At 61.9% G+C, this 26,433-nt stretch carries 25 protein-coding genes; 4 read left to right on the forward strand and 21 right to left on the reverse strand.

Features of this window, described 5'->3' with window-relative positions; translation table 11 throughout:
• Positions 1-16 precede the first annotated feature (16 nt).
• The 3 genes from AC1PLR_RS19090 to AC1PLR_RS19100 all read right to left on the reverse strand — a co-directional run bounded on the left by AC1PLR_RS19090 (position 17) and on the right by AC1PLR_RS19100 (position 3,082).
• Positions 17-349 carry a hypothetical protein gene (locus AC1PLR_RS19090; protein ID WP_481101981.1) on the reverse strand — a complete coding sequence of 111 codons (333 nt, stop codon included), beginning with the start codon at positions 347-349 and terminating at the stop codon, positions 17-19.
• 104 nt (positions 350-453) lie between these two features.
• Positions 454-774 (reverse strand): DUF3817 domain-containing protein, encoded by a 321-nt coding sequence (locus AC1PLR_RS19095; RefSeq protein WP_481103641.1) that lies wholly within the window; start codon positions 772-774, stop codon positions 454-456.
• Positions 775-994: 220 nt separating this feature from the next.
• Entirely contained in the window at positions 995-3,082 is a 2,088-nt protein-coding gene (locus tag AC1PLR_RS19100) for a beta-galactosidase (RefSeq protein ID WP_481101982.1), read from the reverse strand.
• A 321-nt stretch (positions 3,083-3,403) separates the two neighbouring features.
• Between AC1PLR_RS19100 and AC1PLR_RS19105 the strand changes: the two genes are divergently transcribed.
• Complete coding sequence (locus AC1PLR_RS19105; RefSeq protein WP_481101983.1) at positions 3,404-4,621, forward strand: glycoside hydrolase family 30 beta sandwich domain-containing protein; 1,218 nt, start codon at positions 3,404-3,406, stop codon at positions 4,619-4,621.
• A gap of 134 nt (positions 4,622-4,755) precedes the next feature.
• On the opposite strand, the gene AC1PLR_RS19110 is transcribed toward AC1PLR_RS19105, so the two are convergent.
• The 3 genes from AC1PLR_RS19110 to AC1PLR_RS19120 all read right to left on the reverse strand — a co-directional run bounded on the left by AC1PLR_RS19110 (position 4,756) and on the right by AC1PLR_RS19120 (position 7,985).
• The gene (locus AC1PLR_RS19110; protein WP_481101984.1) at positions 4,756-5,580 is read right to left on the reverse strand and encodes an alpha/beta fold hydrolase; all 825 of its coding nucleotides are present in this window, start codon (positions 5,578-5,580) and stop codon (positions 4,756-4,758) included.
• A gap of 102 nt (positions 5,581-5,682) precedes the next feature.
• Entirely contained in the window at positions 5,683-7,059 is a 1,377-nt protein-coding gene (gene yjjJ, locus AC1PLR_RS19115) for a type II toxin-antitoxin system HipA family toxin YjjJ (protein WP_481101985.1), read from the reverse strand.
• 290 nt (positions 7,060-7,349) lie between these two features.
• A complete protein-coding gene (locus AC1PLR_RS19120; protein ID WP_481101986.1) occupies positions 7,350-7,985 on the reverse strand; it encodes a DUF2076 family protein in 636 nt (211 codons plus the stop codon).
• Between the two features lie 250 nt (positions 7,986-8,235).
• Between AC1PLR_RS19120 and AC1PLR_RS19125 the strand changes: the two genes are divergently transcribed.
• Positions 8,236-9,540 (forward strand): acetamidase/formamidase family protein, encoded by a 1,305-nt coding sequence (locus tag AC1PLR_RS19125; protein ID WP_481101987.1) that lies wholly within the window; start codon positions 8,236-8,238, stop codon positions 9,538-9,540.
• A 38-nt stretch (positions 9,541-9,578) separates the two neighbouring features.
• Here AC1PLR_RS19125 and AC1PLR_RS19130 read toward each other — a convergent pair whose 3' ends face one another.
• From AC1PLR_RS19130 to AC1PLR_RS19165, 8 genes are all read right to left on the reverse strand, one after another.
• Entirely contained in the window at positions 9,579-9,779 is a 201-nt protein-coding gene (locus AC1PLR_RS19130; protein ID WP_420008102.1) for a hypothetical protein, read from the reverse strand.
• Between the two features lie 100 nt (positions 9,780-9,879).
• The gene (locus tag AC1PLR_RS19135) at positions 9,880-10,851 is read right to left on the reverse strand and encodes a polysaccharide deacetylase family protein (protein WP_481101988.1); all 972 of its coding nucleotides are present in this window, start codon (positions 10,849-10,851) and stop codon (positions 9,880-9,882) included.
• 124 nt (positions 10,852-10,975) lie between these two features.
• Complete coding sequence (locus AC1PLR_RS19140; RefSeq protein ID WP_420008104.1) at positions 10,976-11,785, reverse strand: hypothetical protein; 810 nt, start codon at positions 11,783-11,785, stop codon at positions 10,976-10,978.
• A 175-nt stretch (positions 11,786-11,960) separates the two neighbouring features.
• The gene (locus tag AC1PLR_RS19145) at positions 11,961-12,881 is read right to left on the reverse strand and encodes a hypothetical protein (protein ID WP_481101989.1); all 921 of its coding nucleotides are present in this window, start codon (positions 12,879-12,881) and stop codon (positions 11,961-11,963) included.
• 149 nt (positions 12,882-13,030) lie between these two features.
• Entirely contained in the window at positions 13,031-13,810 is a 780-nt protein-coding gene (locus AC1PLR_RS19150; protein ID WP_019797028.1) for an SPFH domain-containing protein, read from the reverse strand.
• A 123-nt stretch (positions 13,811-13,933) separates the two neighbouring features.
• Entirely contained in the window at positions 13,934-14,413 is a 480-nt protein-coding gene (locus AC1PLR_RS19155; protein WP_481101990.1) for a hypothetical protein, read from the reverse strand.
• 91 nt (positions 14,414-14,504) lie between these two features.
• Positions 14,505-15,158, reverse strand: a complete 654-nt coding sequence (locus AC1PLR_RS19160) for a hypothetical protein (RefSeq protein ID WP_481101991.1) — start codon at positions 15,156-15,158, stop codon at positions 14,505-14,507.
• 92 nt (positions 15,159-15,250) lie between these two features.
• Complete coding sequence (locus tag AC1PLR_RS19165) at positions 15,251-15,748, reverse strand: hypothetical protein (protein WP_481101992.1); 498 nt, start codon at positions 15,746-15,748, stop codon at positions 15,251-15,253.
• Positions 15,749-15,933: 185 nt separating this feature from the next.
• Between AC1PLR_RS19165 and AC1PLR_RS19170 the strand changes: the two genes are divergently transcribed.
• Positions 15,934-16,770 carry a hypothetical protein gene (locus AC1PLR_RS19170; protein WP_481101993.1) on the forward strand — a complete coding sequence of 279 codons (837 nt, stop codon included), beginning with the start codon at positions 15,934-15,936 and terminating at the stop codon, positions 16,768-16,770.
• A gap of 342 nt (positions 16,771-17,112) precedes the next feature.
• On the opposite strand, the gene AC1PLR_RS19175 is transcribed toward AC1PLR_RS19170, so the two are convergent.
• The 5 genes from AC1PLR_RS19175 to AC1PLR_RS19195 form a co-directional block, all read right to left on the reverse strand.
• Entirely contained in the window at positions 17,113-17,673 is a 561-nt protein-coding gene (locus AC1PLR_RS19175; protein ID WP_481101994.1) for a hypothetical protein, read from the reverse strand.
• 108 nt (positions 17,674-17,781) lie between these two features.
• Positions 17,782-18,189 (reverse strand): hypothetical protein, encoded by a 408-nt coding sequence (locus AC1PLR_RS19180; RefSeq protein WP_481101995.1) that lies wholly within the window; start codon positions 18,187-18,189, stop codon positions 17,782-17,784.
• A 148-nt stretch (positions 18,190-18,337) separates the two neighbouring features.
• Entirely contained in the window at positions 18,338-19,213 is an 876-nt protein-coding gene (locus AC1PLR_RS19185) for a hypothetical protein (protein ID WP_481101996.1), read from the reverse strand.
• 92 nt (positions 19,214-19,305) lie between these two features.
• Positions 19,306-19,848 carry a hypothetical protein gene (locus tag AC1PLR_RS19190; protein WP_481103642.1) on the reverse strand — a complete coding sequence of 181 codons (543 nt, stop codon included), beginning with the start codon at positions 19,846-19,848 and terminating at the stop codon, positions 19,306-19,308.
• 390 nt (positions 19,849-20,238) lie between these two features.
• The gene (locus tag AC1PLR_RS19195; protein WP_481101997.1) at positions 20,239-20,838 is read right to left on the reverse strand and encodes an XAC0095 family protein; all 600 of its coding nucleotides are present in this window, start codon (positions 20,836-20,838) and stop codon (positions 20,239-20,241) included.
• 350 nt (positions 20,839-21,188) lie between these two features.
• Between AC1PLR_RS19195 and AC1PLR_RS19200 the strand changes: the two genes are divergently transcribed.
• Positions 21,189-22,100: an HNH endonuclease gene (locus AC1PLR_RS19200; protein WP_481101998.1), complete on the forward strand. Its 912-nt coding sequence runs from the start codon at positions 21,189-21,191 to the stop codon at positions 22,098-22,100.
• A gap of 16 nt (positions 22,101-22,116) precedes the next feature.
• Here the strand turns inward: AC1PLR_RS19200 and AC1PLR_RS19205 are convergent, their stop codons facing one another.
• Together AC1PLR_RS19205 and AC1PLR_RS19210 are read right to left on the reverse strand one after the other, a co-directional pair.
• Positions 22,117-22,755, reverse strand: coding sequence for a hypothetical protein (locus AC1PLR_RS19205; protein WP_481101999.1), 639 nt, complete (start codon positions 22,753-22,755; stop codon positions 22,117-22,119).
• A gap of 332 nt (positions 22,756-23,087) precedes the next feature.
• The gene (locus AC1PLR_RS19210; protein ID WP_481102000.1) at positions 23,088-26,321 is read right to left on the reverse strand and encodes a phosphoribosyltransferase-like protein; all 3,234 of its coding nucleotides are present in this window, start codon (positions 26,319-26,321) and stop codon (positions 23,088-23,090) included.
• Positions 26,322-26,433 lie beyond the last annotated feature (112 nt).

Consider the following 26,433-nt stretch of genomic DNA (forward strand, 5'->3'; position numbering starts at 1 on the left):
CGCCGATGGCAGCGCACTACTTCGGCTTGCGCAACGCCATCAGCGCCCAGCCCGTGGCGATGGCCAGCGCCAGCAACACGAGACAGAGCATGCTGTCCCACGCGATCGAGAACCAATAGTGGTCTGGATCGGTCGCCAGCAGATAGATCCGCTTCGGCCCGGCTCTCGGTACGCCAATGTAGACGCCGCTCTGCAGCGCTTTGGCCAACAGGTACAGCTTCATCGCGGCGGCCGCCACCATGACCGCCGCCATCAACATCAACACCGGCCGTTCCAGACGCGCGACCAACCGCTGCAGGCGCGTGGGTGTCGGCATTGGTGGGGGCGGTCGTCGTTTGCGTTTGCCCATGGCCTCCTCGCCTGCGCTAGCCACTGCAGTCTAGAGCGATGCCGGAGAACGCCGGCACAACGCGCCGCAGCGCACACCGCGACGTGCTGCGCCGAAGCGCAGCACTAGGCAGCTGTGCGCCGCCCTGGCGCGCCGAGCAGGCCGATCCGGCGAAACCACAGTTCCAGCGGCACCGTGACCAGCGGCGGCAGCGCCGCCAGCAGGCTCAACGCCCACGCCCACCACGGCCAGCGCAACCGCAGCGCCGCGAGCAGGCTGGCGACCACGTACAGCAGGAACGCCACGCCATGCAGACGGCCGAACAGCCACACGCCCAGCTCGGTGGTCTGGGTGCCGTACTTGAGCAGCATGCCGAGCAACAGGCCAGCCCAGGTCAGGCCTTCGAACACGGCGGCAGCGGCGAACAGCCGGCCCACCGGCGACAACGGACGGGAAGAAGACAAGGACACACGCAACTCCAGTGACGGGGACGAGGCCGCGACGCGATGGCGGCGGCGACGCCCGCTGGCCGTTGCATTGTAGAGCGTGTCCTTGCGCGTGGCGCACAGGCGCGACGCGGGCACGGCGAGCGCGGCACAGGTAGACCCATCGCACCGATCCGTCATCGCGTGGCCGGCAGTGCGCCGCAGCGCACCGCGGCAGTTCTCAGCGGCGCTGTTCCAGCACCGCCACGTCGTCCGGCGCCAGCTGCACCGTGTCGTTGCTCGGCGCCGGACCCAGCAGCGCGCGCATCGACGCCGGCAGCCGCACGGTGTGCGCGGTGGCGCCGTGGTTGATCAGCACCACGATGCGACGCGCGCCATCGCTGCGCACCCCCACTTCCACATCTTCCGGCACGTCGGCCAGTGGCGCCTGCACCCCGGCGTCGCGCAACCAGTCACCGGTGAGGCGATCCAGCGTGGCGTCGTCGAACCAGCCGCCAACATAGCTGATGCGGCCCTTGCCGACGCGCCGGGTCAGCAGCGCCGGCGCGCCATCCAGCCAGCCGTTTGCCGCGCCGTAGCGCAGCGGCGCGGTGGTGTCGGCGGCAGTGGCCTGCAACTGTTCGGCCCAGATTTTGGCGCTGCCGTCGGCGCCCGCGCCGACCAGCGGGATCGGCTTGTCCAGCGCATAGAACTGCTCCACGCGTCCGCCGAGCAACGCCGCCAGCGGACCGGGCTGGCGCTGCGGATGCAGGCCATTGTCGATGTTCTTCATACCGCTGCGCGGCCCCAGCACCAGGTGCCCGCCGTGTTCGACATAGGCCTTCAGCCGCTGCGCCTGTTCCTCGGTCAGCACGTTCAGCGCCGGTGCCACCACCAGCTTGTAGCGCTCCAGCGGCGCCATCGCCGAGACCACGTCGACCACCTGCGCCTGCTGCCGCAGCGGACGGTAGAAACTCTTCATCTGCACGACCGGATCGAAGTCGGCCGCGTGCTTCTGGAAGCCGATCGCCCAGCGGCTGTCGAAGTCGTTGATCAGCGCCACCTGCGCCTGCGGCGTGGTGCCAGCCAACGCCGGACCGGCCTTGGCGAACTCCGCACCGACCTGCTGGATCTCCGCATACACCGGCACCGGCGTACCGTCGGCGCCGACCAGGGTGCCGTGGTATTCCTCCTGGCCGTTGGGCGCGGCGCGCCACTGCCAGTACGAGACCGCATCGGCGCCATGCGCCACCGCCTGCCACGCCATCGCCCGCACCTGGCCCTTGCGCAGCGCCACGTTGGTCGCGCGCCAGTTGACGAAGCCCGGCTGGGTTTCCATCACCCAGTAGTTGCGCTGCTTGTAGCCGCGGGTCAGATCGTGGCGCGCCGCATTGTCGACCCAGTCATAGCGCTCGCCGGCGACGTAGTCGTCCCAGGCGGCGATGTCGAGCACGCCGTGCACGGTGTAGGCGTCGAAGCCGGCGAACCAGCCCATGGTGTTGGTGGTGATGAACTGGCGCGGATCGGCATGCGGGCGGATCGCATCGATCTGGTTGCGCGAATAGTCGGCCCAGGTATCGCTGACGAAGCGCTTCCACTCCAGCAGCAGCGCCGGATTTTCCTCGTCCTCGCGCACCGGGATCTGCGCGAAGTCGTTGTAGGTCTGGCTCCAGTAGGCGGTGGCCCAGCGCTGGTTGAGCGCGTCGATGCTGCCGTACTTGCGCTGCAGCCAGGCGTGGAACTGCGCCTTGGCCTCTGGATCGAACGAGGACTGCGCGTACTCGTTGTCCAGTTGCCAGCCGACCACGTGCGGGTTGTGCCCGTAGCGCTGCGCCATCTGCTCGGCGATGGCATGCGCGAAGCGCCGGTAGCGGGTGCTGGCGAAAGAGAACTGCTGGCGATTGCCGTGCTCGTCGCGCACGCCGTCCTGGCTGACCCGCAAGGTGTCCGGATAGGCCTGGGTCAACCACGCCGGCGGCGCCGCGGTCGGCGTGCCCAGCACCACCACCATGCCGTGGCGCGCGGCCGCGGCGATGGCGCGATCCATCCAGTCGAAGTCGTACTGCCCCTCGCGCGGCTCCATCCGGCTCCAGGCGAACTCGCCGATCCGCACCACGCGCACGTGCGCCGCCTGCATCAGCGCCAGATCGTGCTCCCATTGCGCCTCCGGCCACTGCTCCGGATACCAGGCCACGCCGAGCAACAGCGGCGCGACGTCGCGATAACGGGTGGCCTGCGCCTGCGCCAGCATCGGCAGGCAGAGCAGGATCGACAGCATCGCAGCGAACAGGGCAACGCCGCAGCGTTGCGGAACACGGAACAGTGGCATGCGCAAGACCTTCGCAAGAGGAAACGCCGGCACGCCCCCTGCGCTGTGCCAGCGCCTGCATTGTGCGCAGTTTTGCCATGCGCGCACTTGTGCATCTTGCGGCGTTTGCACGCGCAACTGCGCACAATCCGCACGCCGTACCTCACGCCGCGGCCGGGTGGTGCACCGCGCTGCAACGCGTTGCATTCGCCCATGTGGAGTGGGGAGCCGGTTGCGCTTGGCGTGCGCCGCCGGTCTCACTTGCCGGCTTTGGACGATGGCGACATTGAAATGGTCATCTGCGCTGGCTAGCGTCACGCCTCCCCCACTGCTGGACACGCCATGAAGACCCCCCGTTTGCTCGGCACCTTGCTCGCCGCAGCCGCCACGCTGTTCTCGGCCGGCACCGCCCTGGCACAGACCGTCACCGTGACCCCGAGCGAAGTCCACCAGACCATCCAGGGCTTCGGCGGCATGAACGGCGCCGGCTGGATCGCCGACCTCACCCCGGCCCAGGTCGACCTGGCGTTCGGCAGCGACACCGGGCAGATCGGCCTGTCGATCATGCGCATGCGCATCGATCCGTCCAGCTCCGGCTGGAGCCAGCAGGTGCCCTCGGCGGTGCGGGCCCGCGCGCACGGCGCGGTGCTGCTGGCCACGCCGTGGTCGGCGCCGGCCTACATGAAGTCCAACAACAACCTCAACAACGGCGGCAAGCTGTTGTCGCAGTACTACGATGCCTACGCCAAGCACCTGCTGGATTTCACCGCCTACATGGACAGCAAGGGCGCGCCGATCTACGCCCTGTCGCTGCAGAACGAGCCGGACTGGCATCCGGACTACGAGTCGGGCGACTGGAACGGCACCGACTTCCTCAACTTCATCAGCGCGCAGGGCGCGAAGTTCGGCAAGTTCAAGCTGCTCGCCGCCGAGTCGCTGGGCTTCAACACCGCGCTGACCGACCCGGTGCTCAACAGCAGCGCCGCCCAGTACCTGTCGATCATCGGCGGCCACTTGTATGGCGTGCAGCCCAAGGACTATCCGCTGGCGCGCAGCAAGGGCAAGCAACTGTGGATGACCGAACACTACACCGACAACACCGACGGCAACGCCTGGCCGTCCGCGCTCGGCGTGGGCAGCGAACTGCATAACAGCATGCTCGCCAACTACAGCGGTTACATCTGGTGGTACATCCGCCGCAGCTACGGGCTGATCGCCGAGAACGGCACGGTAAGCAAGCGCGGTTATGTGATGTCGCAATACGCGCGCTTCGTGCGTCCGGGGTCTGTACGCATCGGCGCCACCGCCGCGCCGTATAGCGATGTCGCGGTCAGCGCCTACAAGACCCCGGGCGGCAAGCTGGTTCTGGTGGCGGTCAACACCGGCACCCAGCATCGGCAGCTCACCGTGCGCGTGCCCGCCGGCAGCGCCACCGCGTTCACCAAGTACAGCACCTCGTCCAGCCTCAACGTCGGCTACGGCGGCAAGTACAGCGTCGCCTCGGGCCAGACCGTGGTCTACGTCGACCCGCAGAGTGTGGCGACGCTGGTCGGCGAGTGATCGTCGCGATGGTTTGATTCGGTCGGATCGACCCGCGGCAGCCGAGCGCTGCCGCGGGTTGGTTCTACCTGCTGCCTAGTTGCGTCGTCGCGGCGCCACGCCTTGCGCGTCGGCACCACGATACGCGCCAGCGGTCAGCCCAGCTTGGCCAGGAACCCGAGCAGCGCCTGATTGAACTCTTCGGCATGGCTGGTGTTGCAGCCATGCGGCGCATCCTTCAGCAGCACCACGTCGCTGCCGGCGATGACGCGATGGGTGCGCTGGCCCGAGCCCTCGTACGGCACGGTCGCGTCGGCATCGCCGTGCAGCACCAGGGTCGGCACGTCGACCTTCTTGAGATCCTCGCGGAAATCGGTGGTGCCGAATGCCTCCATGCAGCCGAGCGCCGCAGTCTGGTCGCTCTGCAGGCACAGCGCGATCGCCTCCTGGCGCTGCGCCTCGCTCACCTTCAGCGTGCCGTGGGCACTGAAGAAGCCGCGGGTGAAGTCGTCGAAGAAGGTCTCGCGCGAGGCCTTCAGCCCCTGCTCCATTTCCTGCGCCTGCTCCTTGCTCAGCGGCCCTTCCGGGTTGTCCTCGGTCTTGAGCATGTACGGCGGCACCGCGGAAGCGAACACCACGCCGGCGAGCTTCGCGGTGCCATGCCGCGCGACGTAGCGCGCCACCTCACCGCCGCCCATCGAGAACCCGACCAGCACCGCGTCGCGCAGCTGCTTGTCCTCGATGATGCCGGCCAGGTCGTCGGCCAGGGTGTCGTATTCGTAGCCGTCGGCCGGCTTCTCGGAACGGCCGAAGCCGCGGCGGTCGTAGGCGATGACCCGGTAGCCCGCCTGCTGCAGCGGCCCGACCTGGTCCTTCCACGCCTCCGCCGACAGCGGCCAGCCGTGGATCAGGATCACCGGGCGACCGGCACCGCCGGTATCTTCGACATGCAGGCGGACACGTGCGCTGGTTGCAGCCATGGGGCAAGACCTCGTGGTGGGGAGTCGCCGCAGCTTCCACGGTCGCATGTCCGGCCCGCGTGAGGGCGATGTGTCGGGTGATTTAACGCTGCGCGAAAGCGCTCAACCGATCCGCGATACGGCGCGGGTCAACTGCGCCAGCGCATCCCGCGCGATGCTGTGAAATGCTGCGGACATGTGCGCGTCCTCGATGACGCGCTCCCAGAACGTCACCGCCATGCCGGCCGCTGCGCGCCAGTCGTCGCGCTGGTCCGGTGTCGGCAACGGCAGCACATAGGCGCGCTCCACCACCTCGCCGCTGGCCGCAGGACGGAACGCCATCGGCAACATGTCGTAGATCGGCGCCAAGGCCAGCGGCAAGACATCGCCCAGCATCAGGCCCGCGTTGCCCAGATGCATGTCGTTGTTGCCGATCAGTGCGCCGAACCAACCGCACACACGCAGGCGCTGCGCGTCTGCGTCGCTCAGCCAGCCTTCGCGCTGCAGCTGCGGTGCGAACGACCACCAGTCGATGCGCCCATGGCCGAAGTAGGCCGCATCCACCGCGGCCAGCGAGACGAAGCCGCGCCGTCCCAGCACAGGCGTGCGGTCGAACCGCGTCGATTGCAGGAACACGCGACCGTCGCTCTCGAGGAGTTCGCTCTCGGCGGCGGCGATACCGTGCGCACGCAGGACGTCGCTGGCCAGGTGCTCACACCGCAGCAGGTCGCTCCAACGCTGCGCGGCCGGCGTGCCGGCACGCTCGCTGAACTTGACGATGACCGCCGTGTAGCCGCCTTCCGTGTGCAGGATTGCGGTGAATTTCGGTTGTTCGCCTCCTGCCGACGAGCCCACCGCCTCGCCCAGCAACGCCTGCTCGGCATGCTGCGGATACAGACCACGCCGCTCCGCCTGCGGTATCACATCCACTGGTTGCAGCGCAGCCTGCTGTGCGCGCTGCAATGCAAACTCGCCCAGCACCAAATCGCCCGGTTGATCGTCGCCGTGCCGCAACAGAGCCAGCACCACATCGTCAGGCTGCCAACGTTGCAAGTCCTGCGGCGCACCGATGTCCTCAGCCACGCGCCTCGCGAAGGCCCGACCAAGGAAGCCCTGCGGACGCTGGTCGTCCAGAAACCACGGCAGCCCTGGAAACAGTCCACTGGCAAAGTCGCCATGGATCAGCGCGGGGCAGGTGACCTGTGGAACGAACAGGTAGCCATCACCGTGCATGGCGTGCAGATGACCGAGCGTTTCGGCACGACCGCGCGAATCGATGCGGAACAACGGCCAACGATGGCCCGCCCGGCCCAGCGACCGGGTGAGCACATAGCGTGTCGCCCGAGCTTTGCCGATCCGCAGCACCTGCTCGCCAGCACTGGCCAACAGGCGCGATACCGTCGGTTGACTGATCTGCAGCACATCGCCGATGCGGGCCGCCGTCACGACCTTTTCGCTGCGCAAGAGGGCAACAAGATCGCGTAGCCGGTCATCGCTCATGCCGACATTGAATAGATTTATGAATTAATAGTCAAGCCAGTCAGCGACTGAGAGCAGTTGCTTCTGCGGCCAAAGCAGGCTTGCAGGCTCGAATCAAACGCAATTCTTGAATAGATAAAGAATTGATTTTTGCGCTACCGACGGCGAGCGCCAGACTGCGATCTGCTTCGCAGATCGCAGTCTGGCGCTCGCCGTCGGTGCTGTCAACTCTTTGAAACGCAAATAAAAGCGTCTGTCAGCTAGATGGTGTGTGCAACTAAATGACGACGCGCCCTGCAGGCTGGTGCGTCTTAGACCCAGTTATCGTTACCGAAGTCGCCGTCGTCCTGGAAGTCCTGGCCCATGTCCTGCTGCGGCGTGTCGTCGTAGTAGTTGTTGGTGATGTTCTCGACCACCGTTTCCTGCGGCGCGCCGCCGCCGAACAAACCGCCGCCGTGGTGGCCACCCAGCAGGCTTTCCACGCCCTCGAAGAGGAACATGCCGCCGGCCACGCCGGCCGCCGTGGTGGCGGCGGTGCTGAGGAAGCTGGGGCCACGCGCGGCGGCCGGCGGCGGCGTCGGCTCCGCGGCCGCGGCACCGCCACCGAACCAGCGCTCGCGCCAGCCGGGCGCACCGGCGCCCGCGACGCCTGTGGCGGCGGGCGCCGGGGGCACCGGCGGCGGCGCCGCATTGAAGCCCTGGCCCAGGAAGCTGGCCGGCGGCGGTGGCGGCGCGGCCTGCTGCTGCAACTGCGCGATCTGCGCCTTGGCGGCTTCCAACGCGTGCTCCAGCAGCAAGGTGCGCTGCACCAGCAGATACACGGCATCGGGTTGATCGGCCAGGCGCGCGTGGATCAGCGCGTCGGCCTGCGGATCTTTGGCCACCCCGCCGGCGCTGCGCAGGCGCGCCAGGAAGTCTTCGAGAAGCTGCTGTTCTTGCGGAGTCATACCCGTACCTGGATGCGATGACCGGCCCAGTGCCGGCACGGCACGGTATGGGCATGGTCAGGGTGGCGCCAAGGGCACGGCCTGCGCGTCAGTGCGCCGGCATTCATCCAGGCGCCGTCGGCGCAGAGCCCGCGCATGACTTCCGACAGGTCCGGACCTGGCGCGACATGACTACATTTGTAGTCAAACGGGACGGAGAGCACCGATGCGCGGACGCAACACGCGATGGGCAGCCATATTGGGCTTGGCCGTGCTGACGGCCGCCCCGGCCTGGGCCGGCGAACAGTGGATCGTGGTGACCGATCTGTGGGGCAACCGGCTGTACCAGACGCTGGAGCTCGAAACCCACGGCAACCGGCTGCAGGGACGGCTTGACGCCGACCCCATCCAGGGCACCCGCAACGGCAAGGCGATCGCCTTCACCACCACCGGCACCGATGGCCGTCTGTCCCGCTTCGATGGACGCGTGGATGGCGCGCACATGCAAGGCCGCAGCACGCGTCCCGATCCCAATGCCGCCGACGTGCGCGCCACGCATGCCTTCGATGCGTGGCGCGTCCCGACGCGCACGAGCGCGGCGGCGCAGACGCATGTCTTCGTGCCCCGCGACTACGCCAACACCTTCAGCGCCGACCGGGCACCGGCGCTGGTGCTGTGGCCGGGCGACAGCGTGCGCACCCAGACCCTGGACTCCGGCGGCGTGGATGCCGATGGCAAGACCCGCGCCCTGTACGGCAATCCGCAGGTCGGCCCGTTCTTCGTCGTCGGTGCCGAACCGGGCGACATGCTCGCCGTGCACCTGGTCGCGCTGCGGCTCAACCGCGACACCGCCGACAGCCTCGACGGCCTGGTCGGCCGCCTGCAGACCCCGTACATGGCGACGCAGGCGGCCGGCCTCGGCAAGCATGTGCGCTGGCACCTGGATCGCGACGCCGGGACGGCCCGCCCACTCGATGCCGACGGCCCGATGCGCACCTTTGCCGTACCGGTGCAGCCGATGCTTGGCGGGCTGGCGGTGGCGCCGGGGTTCGGCAGCGCGGCGCTCTCCACCGGCGACACCAGCGTCGGCGGCGGCAACATGGACTTCAACGCGGTGGCAGCGGGCAGCACGGTGCACCTGCCCGTGCAGCAGCCCGGCGCGCTGCTGTACATGGGCGATGGCCATGCCGTACAGGGCGACGGCGAAACCACCCAGTGGGCACTGGAAACCTCGCTGGACGTCGAGTTCCGTGTCGAGCTGGTGAAGCGCCATCCGATCGCGATGCCGCGCGTGGAATCCCCCGAGCAGATCGCCGTGCTCGGCCAGGCCGGTTCCAGCGACGACGCGCTGCGCCTGGCCACCTCCGGCCTGCTGCGCTGGCTGCAGCAGGATTACGGCCTGTCGCTGGCGCAGGCGACGCAAGTGCTGGGTGTCGCGGCCCGCTATCGCGTGGCCAATCTGGCCGGACGCAGCGTCGGCGTGGCCGCCAGCATCGACAAGACGGTGCTGCGCACCTTGCAGCCGGTATCGGCACCAGCGACGGATCGCCCCGACACAAGGCCGGCCGCGCGCTAGGTCTGCTCAGGCGCGCGACCCGCCCCACCCATTCGGCCCTACTTCGACTTGGCGGTGCTGGAGGACGAGGCGTCGCGTGGCAGCCGCGCGGCCCACATGTTGTCGACCAGGTTCGGATACGGGCGGCCGTTCTCCTCGGCGCGCTGCTTCGCGGCTTCCTTCTGCGCCGACGACAACGGCTGGCTGCGCTGACCGCGCGGATTCGGCTTCTTCCACGGAGGCGTCTTGGACGAGGGCATGGGGGTCACGGTGGGCGGAGAGGCGCCATCGTGATCCGGCCATGCGTGCGTGGATAGTGAAGGGACGCCCACATCGCCCGGCAAGTCCGCGATCGCTGCGCTACTCAGCATCCACCCCAGCCAGCGCGAACACCCAGCGCGGCACCACGGGTTCGCCGGCATAGAAATCCTTCGGCTTGTCCTCGGCCATCGCCCAGCGGTGCAGCCAGCTGATCCCGCCAGGGCCGGTGTAGCCCTCGGCGTGGGTGTAGGCCGGATCGCGCAATGCCTCCTCCAGACCGATGAAGGCGTAGCCACGGCGGCGCGTGGCCGCGACCAGCTCGGGGAAAGCAGCGGCGTTGAGCGCGTTGGCGTGCATCAGCCACACCTGCGGGATGCGGCGGCCGAACAGGGCCTGCGATTCGCGCTCGAAATAATCCAGCTTGTTGAGCATGTACGGCACGTAGCCATTGCGCAGGCGCAGCAGCATGGCGTCGCGCGCCGGGCCTGCCGGCTCGTCCAGCACATGCGCATAGGCGAACGCCCAGACCCACTCGCCGCTGTCCACGGTGACCGGCGCAATGCGGTAGCCATGCGTGGCCAGGAAGCCGTTGACCGCCTCACGGTCAGCGACGCTGCGGCCGGTGGCCAGATACGGATGACGGAACCACTGCAACGACTGGCCACGCTCGGCCAGCAACGGCCGCAACGTGCGCTCGCCGCGCACGATCGCATCCTCGTATGCCGACACGCCGACCTGGTGCAGGTTCACGTGGCCGTAGGTGTGATTGCCCAGCGCATAGCCGGCGTCCAGCCAATCGCGCAGCATCGCCACGCGTTGCGGCTGCACCTGGCCGTCCTGCTCCAGCTTGTCCTCGTTGACGAAGCCGACGATCGGCACCTGCGCCTGCCGCAGCGAGGTCATCAATTGCGTATGTAGTGCCGGCAATTGCGCCGGCGGCGTCTGCTCGATGCGCTGCCACGGCAGGTCGTCGATGGTCACCGCGATGCGGCGCGTGTCGTCGTCCTGGGCCTGGGCGAGTGCGGTGATGCACAGCAGGGCCGGCAGCAACAGGCAGCGAAGTACTCTCATCGGACGTCCCCGGTATGGAGCTGCCAGTCTATACGCCCGCCTACAGACCACACCAAGGAGCATCTTTCATCTAGTCGCGCGCGCTGCCTGGCCGACTCACCGGCAAGAGCCAGGCACCGAAGATTCAACGACCTGCGTGCGCATCGCCACGATATGGCGAGCAGGATAAAGGAGAGCGGCGTTCCAGGTTCCGAGCCAGCGCCCTCACCAGCTGCTCGCGCGCCAAGCGCTTTCGTGCAGGCGACAGGGCCGGCAGGATCTCCACAAGCGCATCGCTGAGCGGCAGCGACCAAGTCGCCTTGGGGCCATCTATCGCCCCATCTCTTCGGACCCCAGGCATACCGTGGATCCACGCCAGCATGAACGGCTTCTGCGACTGCGAATGGAACTCCAGCGGCGCCCCACGTTCGGGCACGATGCGGACCGTCATGGACGGGCTATCGTCTGTCCATGGGATAGTTTCGCGATAGAGTTGTTCGAGCTCTGTCCTCACGCTACCGGCAGTCGCTTGTGCGGCGCGCCACTGACGTTGCTGCAGAGGTGAGCAATCCCGAGCAGCAAACATCGTGTTGCGGATTCTGGCGATGGTCGCTGGCGCCATCGCCCGCTGCTGCAACACGTCCAGCCCGGTCGCGCGGTCGATGCGAGGCGCGCGTGCCGCCGCGAACAGCGCCATCACCTTGTCCGTAGCGACCCGCTGCTCGGCGTGCCTCGCCCCATCCTTGTTCGTCCAGCGCATGACGAATCCCATGCCGCTGCGCGCCGGAACCAAGTGGAACACTTCATCGACGTAGCCCCACCCCATGTACGTATAGTGGATGGAGACCGAAGCGATCTTGATGGAGTTTTGCTGCCTGCCCGGTGCTTGAGTACGGTCGGCGGCAAACAGACAAAAGGACGCCAAGGCGATGACGACGACCAATGCATTGCGCATGCGATTCCCCCAAGTGCAAGCACGGTAGTCCACCTCGCACAAAGAAGGAAGGGCCGCGCCGGCAACTCGATGGCCTGGAATCGGCATTCGCACACATTCGCGATGCGGCGCTCGACAGCTGGCACGAACAGCACCGCTATTACCTGAGTCCCGATGCCGTAGCGGATCTGCAAACTCAATACTTCAACGCGTCCGCCGTCGGCGCCAATGGCGCGAAGCGCGCACCGCTGAAATCGTGCAGCAACTGGAAGGCCTGCTCACCCCGCTGCGCCACCTCGCGGAAGTCGCTCTTGCGCAGGCGATAGAGCCTGCCCTCGCGCGCGAACACCAGGTCACCGCCATCCCAGTCGGCCCAGTCGCTGCCCGGCAGGTCGACCAGCACGGTGCCGTCGCGGTCCAGCACCCGGTGATCCAGGCCATACCAGGCATGGTTTTCCTGGCCGACCGCATGCAGCAGCGACTGCAGGCGGCGGCCATGGGCGCCGAGCTTCTCGCGCACGCGCGGGCGGCTGAAGCGGAACAATGCGCCGCTGCGCAGCCCGCCACGTTCGCCCTCGCCGTCATCGCGCAACTGCCAGCCATCGCGTTCGCGCAACACGCCATCGATCGGCTCGTCCTCGCCGCCGCCCGAATGCGTGCCGAACGGCCGCACCTGCAGATGGTGCGGCAACTGGAAGCCGGTCGGCATCGGAAAAGGATCCCGCCCCTCGCGTGGCCGGTGGTTCAACAACAAGGTCCGCTCGTCCTCGAACATCCCGCCGCCGCCCCAGCAGTCACCCTTCGGCCACAGCGCCAGTGCGGTGAAGAAGGGCGGCCGCGACAGCGCGGTCCAGGTGCCGAAGTCGCCGCGCTGCTTGGAGGCGAAGTACACCAGCAGCCGCCCCGACGGCGACAGATCGCAGCGTCGCTCGTAGATGCGGCCCTTGAACCACTGGCCGTGCACGAAGCTGTCGTCACGCAGATCCCAGTGGATCAGCTGCACCTGCTTGCTCGGCCCGCGGCGGAAGATCACCCCGGTGCGCGCCTCGCGGGCCAGCAGGGCGAACAGGCGGGTCGCCGGCGGGCGTTGCGACACGGGAGACGGAATGGATTCCATCTGCGGATCTCCTCGCAGGACTCAGCCGTCACAGTGGCAGACCCGCGGCACCGCGACAACCGCCGCCGGCGCGTCGCATTCGCGACGCGCATGCCACCACCGATGTGCGCGAACGGCGGGCCACCCCAGCCCGCCTTTACCGCGTCGCGCTACTTGGCGATCACCGACGTTCCCGACGGCACCATGTAGCAGGCCTGCGCCTTGGCACAGGCCTCGGCGTTGATCTCGGCGATCTGGCTGGCCAGGTACTGTTCCGGGGTCAGGCCCATGCGGTTGCGGTAGGCGTTGTCCGCATCGGCCTTGGCCACCTGCTCCTGCTCGCGCTGGCGCTCGGCGGTGGTGGCTTCCACCAGCGTCTTGACCCGCTGCTGCTGCGCGGCGGTCAGGTTCATCTGCTGCAGCACGTCGGGATTGGGGCGGGCGCGGCCGAGGGTGATGTTCTGGATCTGGATCGGCAGGCCCTGTTCCTTGACCAGGGCACGCACGTTCTCGGTCACCGAATCGTCGATCTTCCGCGCCGTGTCCGGGTCGCTCATCATCCGCGTCATGTCGTAGCGCTTGACCTGGTCGCGCACGATCGCCGCGTACTGGCTGGCGACGTTGTTCTTGAACCAGTCCTGGCCGAAGCCGGACAGCAGCCGCGCCGGCGCGGTGATCCGGTATTGGATCTGCGTGGAGAAGTCCAACAGGATGTTGTCGCTGGACGAGAAGTCGTCGAAGGCCACCTGCACCGTCTGCGGCGTGGTGTCCACGTACACCGCCGACGTCGTCATCCACGTGTAGGTGCGGCCGGGATCGCGCACGTCGTCCAGGCGGATGCCGCCCTTGCCGAACAGCAGCGGCTTGTCCACCAGCACCGCCTGCTGCCCCGGATCGGGCGACACCACGGTGCAGCCGCACAGCAAGGCCGCCACGGCGGCGGCCAGCAGGAAATGTTTCATCGATGTCCCCCTGAAGAGACGGCGCCGCGCGCCGTCGTGTGCGGGGGATGCTAGCGCATCGTGGGAGACGAGGCATCTGCTTGGGTATGGGCAGATAGGCCGCTCATGGACCTACATGAGATTCGAATAGTCACCAATCTGGTTGCAAACCTCTCTCGGCGGATCATCCAACTTCACTATGCGGCGCTTGCGAGCATCCGCTTCTCCCTTGGGAGACACGATGCCGTACAGCAAGTAAAAGCCATCCATGGATTTCCATAGGCCGAAGCTGGAGAGGCCCGAGAACTGGTAGGTCGTGCCATCCGACCGGCGAGCAGTGAAGACGCACTCTGCGTAGCTCCCCCATCCGCAGCTAGCGTCCAGCGTCTGCAGTCCGGCGCTTCTGTGCAGATCGAAATGATAGGTACGGCCTGCATCACTTTCCACGACCATCGGGGTCATCTGTTTTACCTCCACCGACGCTCCATCAGTCCAATCGCTGGCCTGGCTGCAAAGTAGGTCGCCCCGATCTACTTCGACGGCGCGGGCAGCAGAAACATTCATGCCCCCACACAGGAAGGCCGCGATCAGCCACCATCGCACTTCCGTCATTCTTCCCCGCCTTAGTCGATCTGTCATCTGTGAAATTGCGCTTCCGACCAGCCAAAGCCTGACCTGCCATGGGCCATCGTCAGGCACGCTCCTATTTCGCCTTACTCGTGAAGGCGATCAACAGTTCCGATCCGGCTTCCTCCAAGGCACCGACGTTACCCTCGAAGCGGACAGACACCCGGTATCGGCCCGGCGGCGTATCCCGTATAAAAGCCATGTCCAATTCGCGGTAGGTGACATTCGGAGCAATCAACCCCGCGGCTTCCATCGTTGTGACGTCCGCATCTGTCGCGAAGATACGTGGCACATGCCCATCGGGGCCCAAGGCCACGACTCGATACTCGGTACGCCCTATTTCTTCGCTCCGCTGCAATACCACCGGCTGCTCGCCTGTCTCTGTCAATCGATAGAGGTGCAACTGAGCGGTCACGCCGGCATCGCGTAGGCGATCGACCTTGGCCGCTGCAGCCTCCCCATCTGCAGCAGCGACCCGCAATCCGATGAAGATCGGCGGCTCGGGATCATCCTCCTGGGGCGGAACAGCGAAATCGAGCGTGATGGCATCAGACAGGAGTTGCGGACTGAGTTTCCTGACCAGCGGCACGGTCGTCCTCGCTGCAGGCGCCTCCTTGCGATGGAGCACCTGGGTGGACGCCACTGATTGAGCCGATTCGGGCTGGCATGCTGTCAGTTGCAACGTCGCGGCGATGAAGACCATGCAAAGCGCTTGCTTCGATTTCTTCATGAAATCACCTCAATGTTTATGCCATAGAAGCGCCGAATTGCATTCTCGCGCTAGCGCTCAGGGACGCTTATTGCTTCGGGTGCAAGGAACTGTCAGGGCGGGTCGAGCCCATCGTCTTGATCCATGCATTCTTGATCGAAAGGCACATCATTCCCTGCGACACTAGGATGAAGCGCAACGTCGCGCCGATAACCGGAACCGTACTTCTGATAACGAACAAGCAGTCCATTTTGTAGCCGGAACCGATCTTCTGGTCCTGAGAACGCGGGGCATGCGGCGAAGCCGCTTCCTCCATCTTCGCTGCAATAGCGGATATACAACGTGCCCCCGCGTACTTCCCCCTGCAACTGCCCATCATGGCCGTGCGCGTTGGTTCCCTCGCTCCAATCTCCGGTGACGCGATCGCCATGCTGCTGCAGATGCAGGCCCACGTAATGGCCCAGGTCGCATCTCTTGGCGTAACCCCACTCGCCGGAGAATGTGGTGGACTTGCTTGCGTAAGCGGAACCCGCACACGAGGTCATCAACCCCATCGCCACAACTCGCGCGACCAGCGACAAGCGCCACCCGCGTCGGTGCTGCTTCATCATCGGTCACCCCTTGTACATGGCCTGCGGTTCGTAGGCAGGGAAGATAGCAATCGGTCTCCTTGCGTTCCACCGACCTCCCGCCAGGTATCCACCCGCCGGCCAGCCCGCGCAGGGGCACACCGACTTGACGCATAGCCGCATCGCGCGTTAAAGAGCCGCAGGGAAGACAGGAGCGGCGAAAGGATATGGCGAAAACACTCCCGCTGAAGATGACCTGGCTGGTCTGCGCTGCGATCGCCACGCTGTCCACAGCCGCCTGTTCGGCACAACCACCGGCCGCTGCCCCGAAGCCGGGAGCGCGCGAGGAACAGCCTGCCCCGGCGGCGCCGCAAGTTGTGTCCGAAAGCACTCCTCCGCCTGGCGAGTACATCACCGACAAGGGATGGGGTCGCCTGCTGATCAAGCAGCAGAACGGAGCATTGACCTTCTCCCTGGAAAGCACCACGGGGGAAGACGTGTGCGAGCTGAATGGCGCGATAGAGGGACACACCGGCGTCGCCAAGGGGAACCAGGGCCAACCCACCTGCCAAGTGAAGTTCGCCAGTACGCCGCAGGGCATTGACGTGGCGGCCGCCACACCCACCGCGTGCAAGACGTTCTGCGGCTACAACGGGGATTTCGAGGCCCCCTACCTGCGGGTCAAAGAGGGCTGTGGCCGAGACGCGCTGGACCGCACACGGACGACCTTCCAGCGTCTCTATGATGCGAAAGACTACAAGGCGGCGCTCGCCACCTTGTCGCCAGTCGTGCCGAGTTGCCTGCCGACGCTGGAATGGGAAGACGAAGGCGCCATTCGTAACGATCTGGCCATCACCCAGTACAAAAACGGCTTGTATTCGCAGTGCCTTTCCACACTCGACACCTATGCGGAGGACGCCGCCAAGGACGACGACGCGGCCGTGAAAGGGTGGACGCCAGTGCTGGCGGACCGCTACCTGGCGATCGTCCGTGCGGCAAGAACGAACATCGGTTTGTGCCGCAAAGGCAACATCAAAAGAGGAGGCCGAGGCGAGGGTCCATAGCGGAAGCAGCGCCATGCCGTATGCGCCCCCAAGGATTTCGAATCGCTAAGCCTTCATGGACGCCCTTGGCTTCCAGGGTCATCGCGATTGGGCTACTTGCCAGCAGGGCGCTCACGCGACACGCCGAAAGCACGCCGACGAAGTTGAGGAAATCGTGGCTCAGTGCCACCTCGTCGTCGGCTCCAGCCTGGGAAGGAACCTAGATGTAAGGAGGGCGCCGCAGTTCCCTCCCACCGCTAGCGCTGGTTTTTGCACCCTGGGACATCGCTGCACGTCCCATCCGAGCTGGATCGCGCGATGCGCAGCAGTGCGGCGCCTTTTTCACTCACGATTCGCTCTCCTTCAGTCTCTGAGATCAATCGCGCGTGTTAGAAACCAGCACCCCTTGCTTCGCTTGAAAAGATACGTCTGCATCTCGTACTCCATGCCGAAGGCAACCTTGCGTCCATCGTCTCGCTCTACCGAGATGGCTACCGGGTAAGGCACGGTTTCCTGCCTCGGCGTTTGATCGTCTTGCGGATCAATGCGATCAAAAGCCTGTGCATTCTTGAAATAGCGATAAGGGAAGAGCTTCAAACGTGACGGTCCGCTCTGCCGGCTGACATGGGTAGGCGGAGAGCGCACGGTTTCGTCCTCCACCGTATGCGTCGGGACTTCATACTCAAGCGGATCTTCAGTGAAGCGCGTGCGCACACGATCATCCTCCGCGTCTGCATAGCGCTGAAGGAAGGTAGCGAAACTCTGCGATGGACAAGCATCAGAAGATGCTGCCTTTTCATACAGACCCGCTTTACGGACTCCAGCGGGATGTGCGAAAGCCGAAGACGCGCATCCAAGAAGCAGCGCACACAGCGGCAGCAAATACGCGATGCGAACCTTTCGGATACTTTGCCATGCTTTCATCTTGACTCCTTGTCGGTCCGACCGGCGCAGCATAGCGACAATCCTACTAACGCGAATGCAGAGCCGCACCTGCAGAGGCGCCCCCGCCTCAGTGAAGCCAAGTCGAGCTCAATGGAGCCGGTCGCCCGCAAGCTGCGGCGCGACTCGTTCCACCGCATAGACCGCCCGCTCTTCGCGGACGCGGTTCGACGGCGGTTCGCGCAGCGGCTGGCGTGCGATCTGCAGCAGCAGTTCACGCACGTCGTTCGCTGCGGCGCAGAGCGTGTTGCCCACTTCTGGCAGCGTCTGGCCGGCACGCTCGGCCGCATCGCCGGCCGCCAACATCTGGGCATTGGCCAAGACGGTGTCAGCCAGCTGAGTGAGCCTGTCGATCTGTTGCTGCGTCACGCGGAACGTGCTGCTGCCGGCATCCGTTGCTGCCTGGTCAGTGGCATCGGGCCAGGTACCGTGCGTGGTGTCGGTCCGCTGGGCGGGATAGAACAGCGCGTCCAGCACCAGCTCCACCTGTTCGGCCAACAGTTCCAGGCAGAGCGCGAGGGAGAAAACGGATTGCTCTAGCGCACCGTCAGTCGCGACGGACCACCGACGCGAGCATGCGACCGGGCATTTCGCAGATCGCCTCAACGCGGCCCTGTAGTTCGGATCAGTTCGGCGTCCCAGGTCATCAGCGGAGCCAGGTTTCAGCGACCGGCTGCAGCCATTGATCGAACGTGGCACAGACCGCCGCGGAGGATTCGCAGCGCACCGCGTAGGTACGCGTTTCGTTTCGATAGTCATCCAGGATCAGGACGGCCGCGGTGGCGCGTCCATGATGCTCATCGAACAGCCACCAGATCCTGGCGGTCTGCATCGGCTCGTCCCAGGTGGCGTACATCGTGAACGACTGACTGGCGTCGTCCTTTTTGAATGCGTCATCGGCCTGCAAACGTGCCGCGATCTCGGCGACGCTGCCGCGTGGCATCAGACGGTCATCACGTTGCACCGCGTGGGGACCGGGCTGCATGAGCCTCGCCTTCGCCCATAACGGGAAATGGCTGATGGCAAAGCGCGGTAGCGCCTGCTGGCCGGGATCCGGGCCTGCGTCCGGCGCCTCCATCGCGATCTCGACCCTCGCCCAACGCTGCGCTTCCGGCACGCTCGGCGGACAGACATAGCGCCATTTAAGCGCCGTCTGCTGCGCGATCCGATCGAGGCTGCGATTGCGTGTAGAGCGCTGCACCTGCGAGGTGGTCGCCTGCAGTCCGGCAAGCTCCGTCGGTTCGGATCCGGCCGACGGCGGGGGCACCGCCGTCGTGTCCGCCGCCTTGAGCGCGAGCGCGACATCGACCACCGCGGTGACTATGACACCCGAAGTCCCTACGGCGTCCGGGGACTGCGGAGGATTCGCCGTCTTGCTGGCCTCATCGACCCAACACGGAGCAACATCAGACAGCGACTTTCCCAGCGTCACGAACGGCTCGGCGCCGACGGCATTGGCCGAGATGGCGAATGCGGCCAAGAGCAGGCCGAGACGGGGAAGCGTGAGGTGGCTCGCGCGCATGGGATTGGCCTCTCTTAATGTGTCTTTGCCGGCGCGCCCAGCTCCAGCTACCGCACGCGCCACCGATACTGCTGGAAGGTCGCTCCCGAGTTCTACTCGCACCCCTTGGATGCCGGCGCCACCTCGACCGGGGTCACTTGTCCATCCGGGTTCACGCGATTGACCGCCAGTACACAGACCGAATTACGGAAATCGAGGTTCAACGCAACCTCGTAGTCGGCACCCGCCTGCGGAACGAAGGTCGATGTCAGCAAGGCGCCGCAGCTCCGTCCAAGATTGAATCCTGGCGTCTGGCTCCAGTGTGCTGGCGAACTGGCGCCAGCCTCGACGACAACGGGCTTGCCTGCTTCCAGCGCCAGCTCTTTGTAGAACGGCTTGGAGCCGATCATCTTGCGGTCCTGCAAGTTCCTTGTGTTCTGTGTCTCCGGGATGCCAATCCCCTCGTTCTTCACCGAGCCGAACAGGGAACCGAACGCACTGCCAAGCGATCCGGATACACGGATCTTTTCGCCATATTGGGCAGTACATACGGCATCCTTGTACAACACGATGCCAACACCATTCTGACCAAACAGGCGAATTCGCGCACCGGCGGACTCCACTTGCGGCGTGGGCTCCTGTGCCAAGGCAGGCATCGCGCATGCACTGGCGATCAGCGCCAACAAAATCCGATTGCTTACTTTCAAAGTATTCCCCTCATTGGATCGCTGGTTCCGCAAACGTCCACGTCTAGCGGCAGACGCTGGAATTTCTTGATGTAGCTTCCCTAGAAAATTCCTGTAATCGGACGCAGTTCACACCAACCCAGCTTCAAGGCAGGCAACAGGCCAGGGTGCAAGGGCTACAAGGACGCAGAACCAGGAAGAGCGCGGGCAGGTCCACTTTTACGCAGCCACCTTGAACATGACATCGAGTCTGAGAGTCAACGCTTCGCTGGCGTCAGATCCGCTCGTCGGTCACACAAATCCAACACGCCCATCAGTAATTCAACCCGACCCCGTTACTCCACGCCAATGTAGCCAGGATCAATGTAGCCACCCGCCTCCCGCAGGCGGCGCCTCGGATTCCAGCGCATAGACTGCCCGCGCCTCGCGCACGCGGTTCGACGGTGGTCCGGGCAACGGCTGGTGTGCGATCTGTAGCAGCAGTTCACGCACGTCGTTGGCTGCGGCACAGAGCGTGCTGCCCACTTCCGGCAGCGTCTGGCCGGCACGCTCGGCTGCATCGCCGGCCGCCATTATCCGGGCATTGGCAGAGACGGCCTCGGCCAGTTGAGTGAGCCTGTCGATTTGCTGCTGCGTCACGCGGAACGTGCCGCTGCCGGCGTCCGGCGCTGCCTGAGCAGTGGCATCGAGCCAGGCGCCGCGCGTCGTGTCAGTCCGCTGGGCGGGATAGGACAGCGCGTCCAGCACCAGGTTCACTTGCTCGGCCAGCAGTTCCAGGCAGACCGCCAGTTCGCTCATACGCACCTTGGGTTCGGCGGCACGCTCCTCGGCCTGTGTGCGCGGCTGCGCCAGCCGGACCAGGAAGCGCGCGTGATCGCGCAGCTTCGCCAGGCGGAACTGGCTGTCCTCCGGCAGGAAATAGCCGGGCATGTCGTCGTCGTCCAAACGGTCGTGCGCCATCGTTGCCTCCTCGTTCCATGAAGGGGTCCGGCCGCCACGCACGGCGGACGGGAAGTCGGGAGGTTCGAAACCGCACAGAGCCGGCGGGCGTATTTCCCCGAAGGGGTGTTGTATTAGCCGCCCTCCCGACGCAGGCATCGCGTCGGCTTGCGCCCGAGCATCGGGCACAAAAAACCCACCGGTTTGTCGGAGGTGGGTACCGCTCTGTGGGGAGTTTCGACGCTCCTTGCTCAGGAGCTTGCATCTGGACCAGAAGGGTTGTCAACCTCCAAAATAGCTATGCAGAGGGTGGCTTTGATTTGCTATTTCCACACACCAAGTTGGTGACCTGGTGCGGAGCTAAGATAACTATGACCCATGCTATTTTTACTGCCTCCGAAAGCTCCGCGTACGACGACAGGATCGAGGAGCGTTACCACTTTCCTTCAACTTATCTTCGCGCAGTCGAGGCGGCGATTGGCGATTTGATCATCTACTACGAACCTAGACGAACTTCCGGTTCGAACAGGGCTGCCGGCCGTAGCGCCTACTTTGCTTGCGCACGCGTGCTCTCCGTCGATCCAGATCAGAAGCGACAAGGGCACTTCTACGCCCGTCTAGGAGAGTTCATCGAATTTGATCACGCGGTCCCGTTTTCCCAGAATGGCTATTACTACGAATCCGTTCTTAGGAAGGAAGACGGGTCAACAAACAAAGGAGCGTTCGGACGGTCCGTGCGCGGCATTAGTCACGAGGAGTTCGATGCGATTCTCAGGTTGGGCATCTCATCGACTATCGAGGCGTGGGAGCCTCAAGATGCCGAGATCGATTCGACAGTGAGCAGAATTAGTGAGGGCGAAGCACCCTTCTACGTGGAGAGAAGCATTGTTCAGCGGCTAACAAACAGAGTGTTCCGGGACGTGACATTTCGTAGGCATGTTAGGAATGCGTACGAGAACACCTGCTCGGTTACCGGATTGCGGCTCATAAACGGTGGCGGCAGGCCGGAGGTACAGGCAGCACATATTTGCCCGGTCGAAGCGAACGGCCCAGATACGGTGCGTAACGGCATTGCGCTCACAGGGACTGCCCATTGGTTATTCGACCGTGGCCTGATCTCGATTTCGCCAGACTATGAAATCCTCGTCTCGCCACACGGGGTTCCCGGTGAACTCGATAGGCTAATCGTCAAAGGGCATCGCCTTATTCTTCCAAAAATTTCGAAGTTGCGACCGCATCAAGCCTATCTAGAATGGCACAGGAAAAATCGCTTCAAGCTCTAGGACCCGTGTAGAACTTTTACTTTGGTTTCTTTTTGACTTTACGAGCATTGCGAGAGGCCATCCCGTCTCCAATGCCCAACCACTCCGCAGCCCGACCAGCGCCTTTCAGTTGATCGCCACTGATCAGACATGCGCTTGCGCCGATGGTAGCAAGTGCAACGTATACCCAAGCGACAAAAACAAACTGCTGCGCAATTTTTTCAGCCACGATCCAATAAGCTAAGAGAAGTCCCGGGCAACCAAGTAAGAAATATCCAAAATTGAGTATCAAGACCTTGCGCTTACGAGCTCTAGCCTTGACGTGCCGTGGATTACGCCAACGTACTTGCAATGTCGCCACGTCGAAAGTGAATAGATCCCAACCGTTCGAGACATCAAGCAATGCTCTCCCAGGATTCGGAGCAACCATCAACCTGCGGATTAAGTTCGTCGGTAGGTACTTTCCAAATAAATGGCGAACGCTTACGCACAGCCACAGGTCGCTGCGCCCATCAATATCCTTGAAAGTGTCAAGAAAATCCTTCCTATCCGCGCTTCGCGAGCGATGCAAGCTAAAGCCGCCCTTTACAAGAATGCTTCCAAATACAACAACAATCATTGGGACAGCTAGCGATAGACCACTCGCCTGCAGTAGTTGCTTAATTACCTCATCCATGCGTCACGACTCCCATCAATGACCAAATATTTGCGGCCGATATCAAAAATCGTTAGCCTTCAACAAAGAAGACATGGCAACAGAGACAATTGATAAGCAAGCGTCCAGCACTTAGCAGGGCACATGGAGTTGACACCCAGGCGTGCTTCCACATCCACCCTGGATGAAAACGTAGACATACCCTAGCAAGTTTTACAGTGAGACCCGCCACTATCAATCCTTCGTCTTTTCAGCGCCTGCCATCAACTTAGCTAGGTGGGTGCAAGGTGCGTTTCGCATCTCTTTTATAGAGTCAAGAGACGAAACCTCAGCTTGCACCTCTCTACTCGCCATTAATGAGTAACCCTGGGAAACAAGGGCTTCCATTCAGCATTTCCTGACCTAGAAGCGGTGTGCAAAATCGGCAAGCTATTATTGGGCGTGTTAGTCGGAAAAACGAGCAGGATGCCAGCACCACCATATCCAAGCGAGTTGTTTTTATATATTCTTTTCCCAAGGTCATTGCAAAGCGCGAACGCTCGCTCCTTCTCCTCTTTACTCCCCCATATACCATTAGATTCTGTAAAAGCAAATAGATCCTCACCCACTACCTCGCAAGGGCGGAAATCTATATTAGCTCTAGACATTTTTTGCAAGCCACCCAATATTCGACCTTGACCTTCCGAGGTCGCAAAGAGAGAAATTATTCTTACTGGCACATCAACGGGAATGCAAGCCTCGTTCTTTCCGAGAAAATCACCCAAGTTTTTCAGCATCGACTTCCCGGTCCCAACGAAGTCGTCAATGATTACCACACAATCAACCTGCTCCGTTAACAAATGTTTCGCAAATCTCCTGTCAAATTCCCCAGGAGGAAAGATACAATCGGAAGATATCAGATTTTCCTCGGCAAATATTGAAGCGTAACTTGCCCCGCTCTTACCTTCGCCGTCAACATAAGTAACTACGACGTTCTTTCTGCGATCTGACTTTCGCCTTATAACAAATGGAGGCAGGGGCTGCAAAAAACTAAACGAGCTCTTGAGCATTTCCCGAACCCTGCTCTCACTAACTATACGCACGTTTCTAAGAAGCTCGAAAAGAAGCCTTTGATCTTTTTGACTTTCAACTTGTTGCAACCAAGCTCGAACGTCGTCGGTACCAATATGCTTACCTCTGTACGTCGGCCAGCTCCTCACCAGATTCGCTATTTCATCAGATCTAACGGTGGCTGCAAGCTCTTCCATAACCGATATAGTCGCCAGCTCCGCAGTTAATGAGTCGGCTGCAAGTTGATGAGCTCCAGTATCTATCAACCATTTCCTAAACATCGGCAGGACCATGTCATAAGTGCCCTTTGTTTCACTAAGAACCTCTCTCCTTACCAAATCTTTTAATACAGCTGACAACTCTGCTTCGGATAGCGATGCTGCACGACAATCGTAGATGTTCGCCTGATTTGTTTCCATGCCTTTGTTTATACATCTGGCAAGTGCAACTAGCGTGCGCGATCTCAAGAGATACTCAGGCTCACGCTCGGAAATCGGCTTTGGAATACCGTCTTGCCAGAGATGTGAAAAAGAATTCGAACCTAGGAGCGGCACCTTATAGTCGCCTGCGAATCTAACCTCATCTAGGCCAATGTCTGCGTCACGCGCTATTATTGCGTTCTCTAACGCCGCAGAGCATAGTAGTTTTGCGAAATATGGATTCCCGTTGCTTGAGTTGAACACCTCCCCTATCGCGTCTTCGTGCCAGATAACGACATCTGATGAAGGATCCTGGACTAGAGACTGAAAGTCCGACCACTCACGCCCCCTATCATAATAGTTCAAGCTGATTCTTGAAAAATTATTGAGTTTCTGCCCCTGCCTTTCCATCACATAGGGCATATTTTCACCACCTATCAATATTATGCACAGGTTCTTGCAGCGGGATAGAGCTCTTAGATTTGCGAAGAATGTCTCCGCTAAATTCCCATAAAGGTAGAGCTCTTGGTGAATCTCATCAAACTCATCAATAACGACAACAAAGCGCTTCTTTTCATTCAACCGGAAGGCCATGTCAAATAGCCTGGTTAATCCCGCGAGAGAGCCATTTAGATCTAGGGGAGGCAGTTCACGTATAGCGGGTACTGAGTCTTTCAATAGGTCTTCAATACTCTTACCCAGCTTTTCCAAGGAACTCTTTGGATCTTCATGGGCAAAGCTTCCCCATAGATTAAAGGATGGCTCATAATACGCCCCCTGAGCATGAGTCTTCGCAAATTCTATACATGCATGCGCCAGAGATGTTTTACCCACCCTCTTCTGACCTGTTATGTAGAACGACTCCATTGGGATCCTTAGCAACTTTGCCGCCAAAGATTTAACCTTATCCAATCTTCCGATAAAATCTGCCCCCTCTACGGGCTCGGTAGTATAAGGGTTCCAGTACTCATATGCGCTCCATTCAATATCGCTACGCTGCCCCTCAATATCGAATTCCAATATTTCAGATTTAACCGCAGACTCACCTATCTCTCCCCATTCAAGAAGTATGGTAGCTGAAAGTCGCGCTGCAGGTTCGATAGTCAAAACGTCTAGAATTACGGAAAAATTGCCAGGCGGCACATTTCCCATAATAATAATTTTATTATTTAATAGTACACTTTCTGATTCTAGTGACGTAGTAACCTTGAGAGAGGTGAGAAGGCCAGGCCCCATATTTTTCAGCGGCACTGAAATTTGAAGCTCTCTTTCAATCTCATGCAGAGGATATCTTTTCTTAAGCGCACCATTGAATCTAGGTTCAACCTTGGTGCCAAAACGCTGTTTGCTCTTTTTTAAGAAATCATCCAGCACGATTGAGAAATTCGAAATCAGGGGGCTTAAATAAAATTTTGCGAGGAATGTCCCGTTCTCAGAGCTAAATTTACTTGCCGCATTAATTGCACTCCGAGCAGCATCCACATCCTCAAGGAAATTCACCCCCGAATCAAAGACGCATTTTAATTTATGGAAGCAATTCTCAACAGATGACTTTATTTGCTTTATTTCGTAAGGCTCGCCATATTTCTGCAAAATCCCATGATTAAGGGCACCCATTATTGACTTCCGAGCCGCCATCAGTTCAACAATGCTGGGGGCGCCCTGTTTTAATGGCTCAAGTATTTCACAGACTTCTCTGTGAGCATCTTTAAGTCTCTCAACTTTTTTGTAATTTTGAGCCTTTATATCAATCCGTAAAAACGCAATAAGCTCCGAAAAGTATCTTTCACAGATATTCGCAACTGCTCTTGAGAGCTCATTATTTGTTTCGATTTCCGGAAGCAGTCCACCATCAATCGATCTTAACAACACCGGAACCACTTGCCTATTTGATCCAATCTTTTCAAGGAGACAAATTAATTCGACTATACTGTTTTCCCGGCTCGGATCGTCCACCTTTGAACGAAGCCAAGTTAGTAGCGCGCCCCTGACCGGCTTTCCGCCTATCCTTGAGGTTTCCTCAATTTGATTTTCAATCTCAGCTAACAGCTGTATTTCCTGATGCTCGACTGCATCTTCAGAAGTTACATTCTTAAAAATATCGGAATTTACGTCCATTTAAACCTCCCCTTCCGTATCTCTTAAGCTGTTCGGTCGAATTTCGCACTCTTTCTTACAGAAAAAACTTGGTCACTTACTTTTAACTGCATCATCCAGATTTTTCAATAGA

The organism is Xanthomonas sp. NCPPB 3570 (assembly GCF_056725115.1).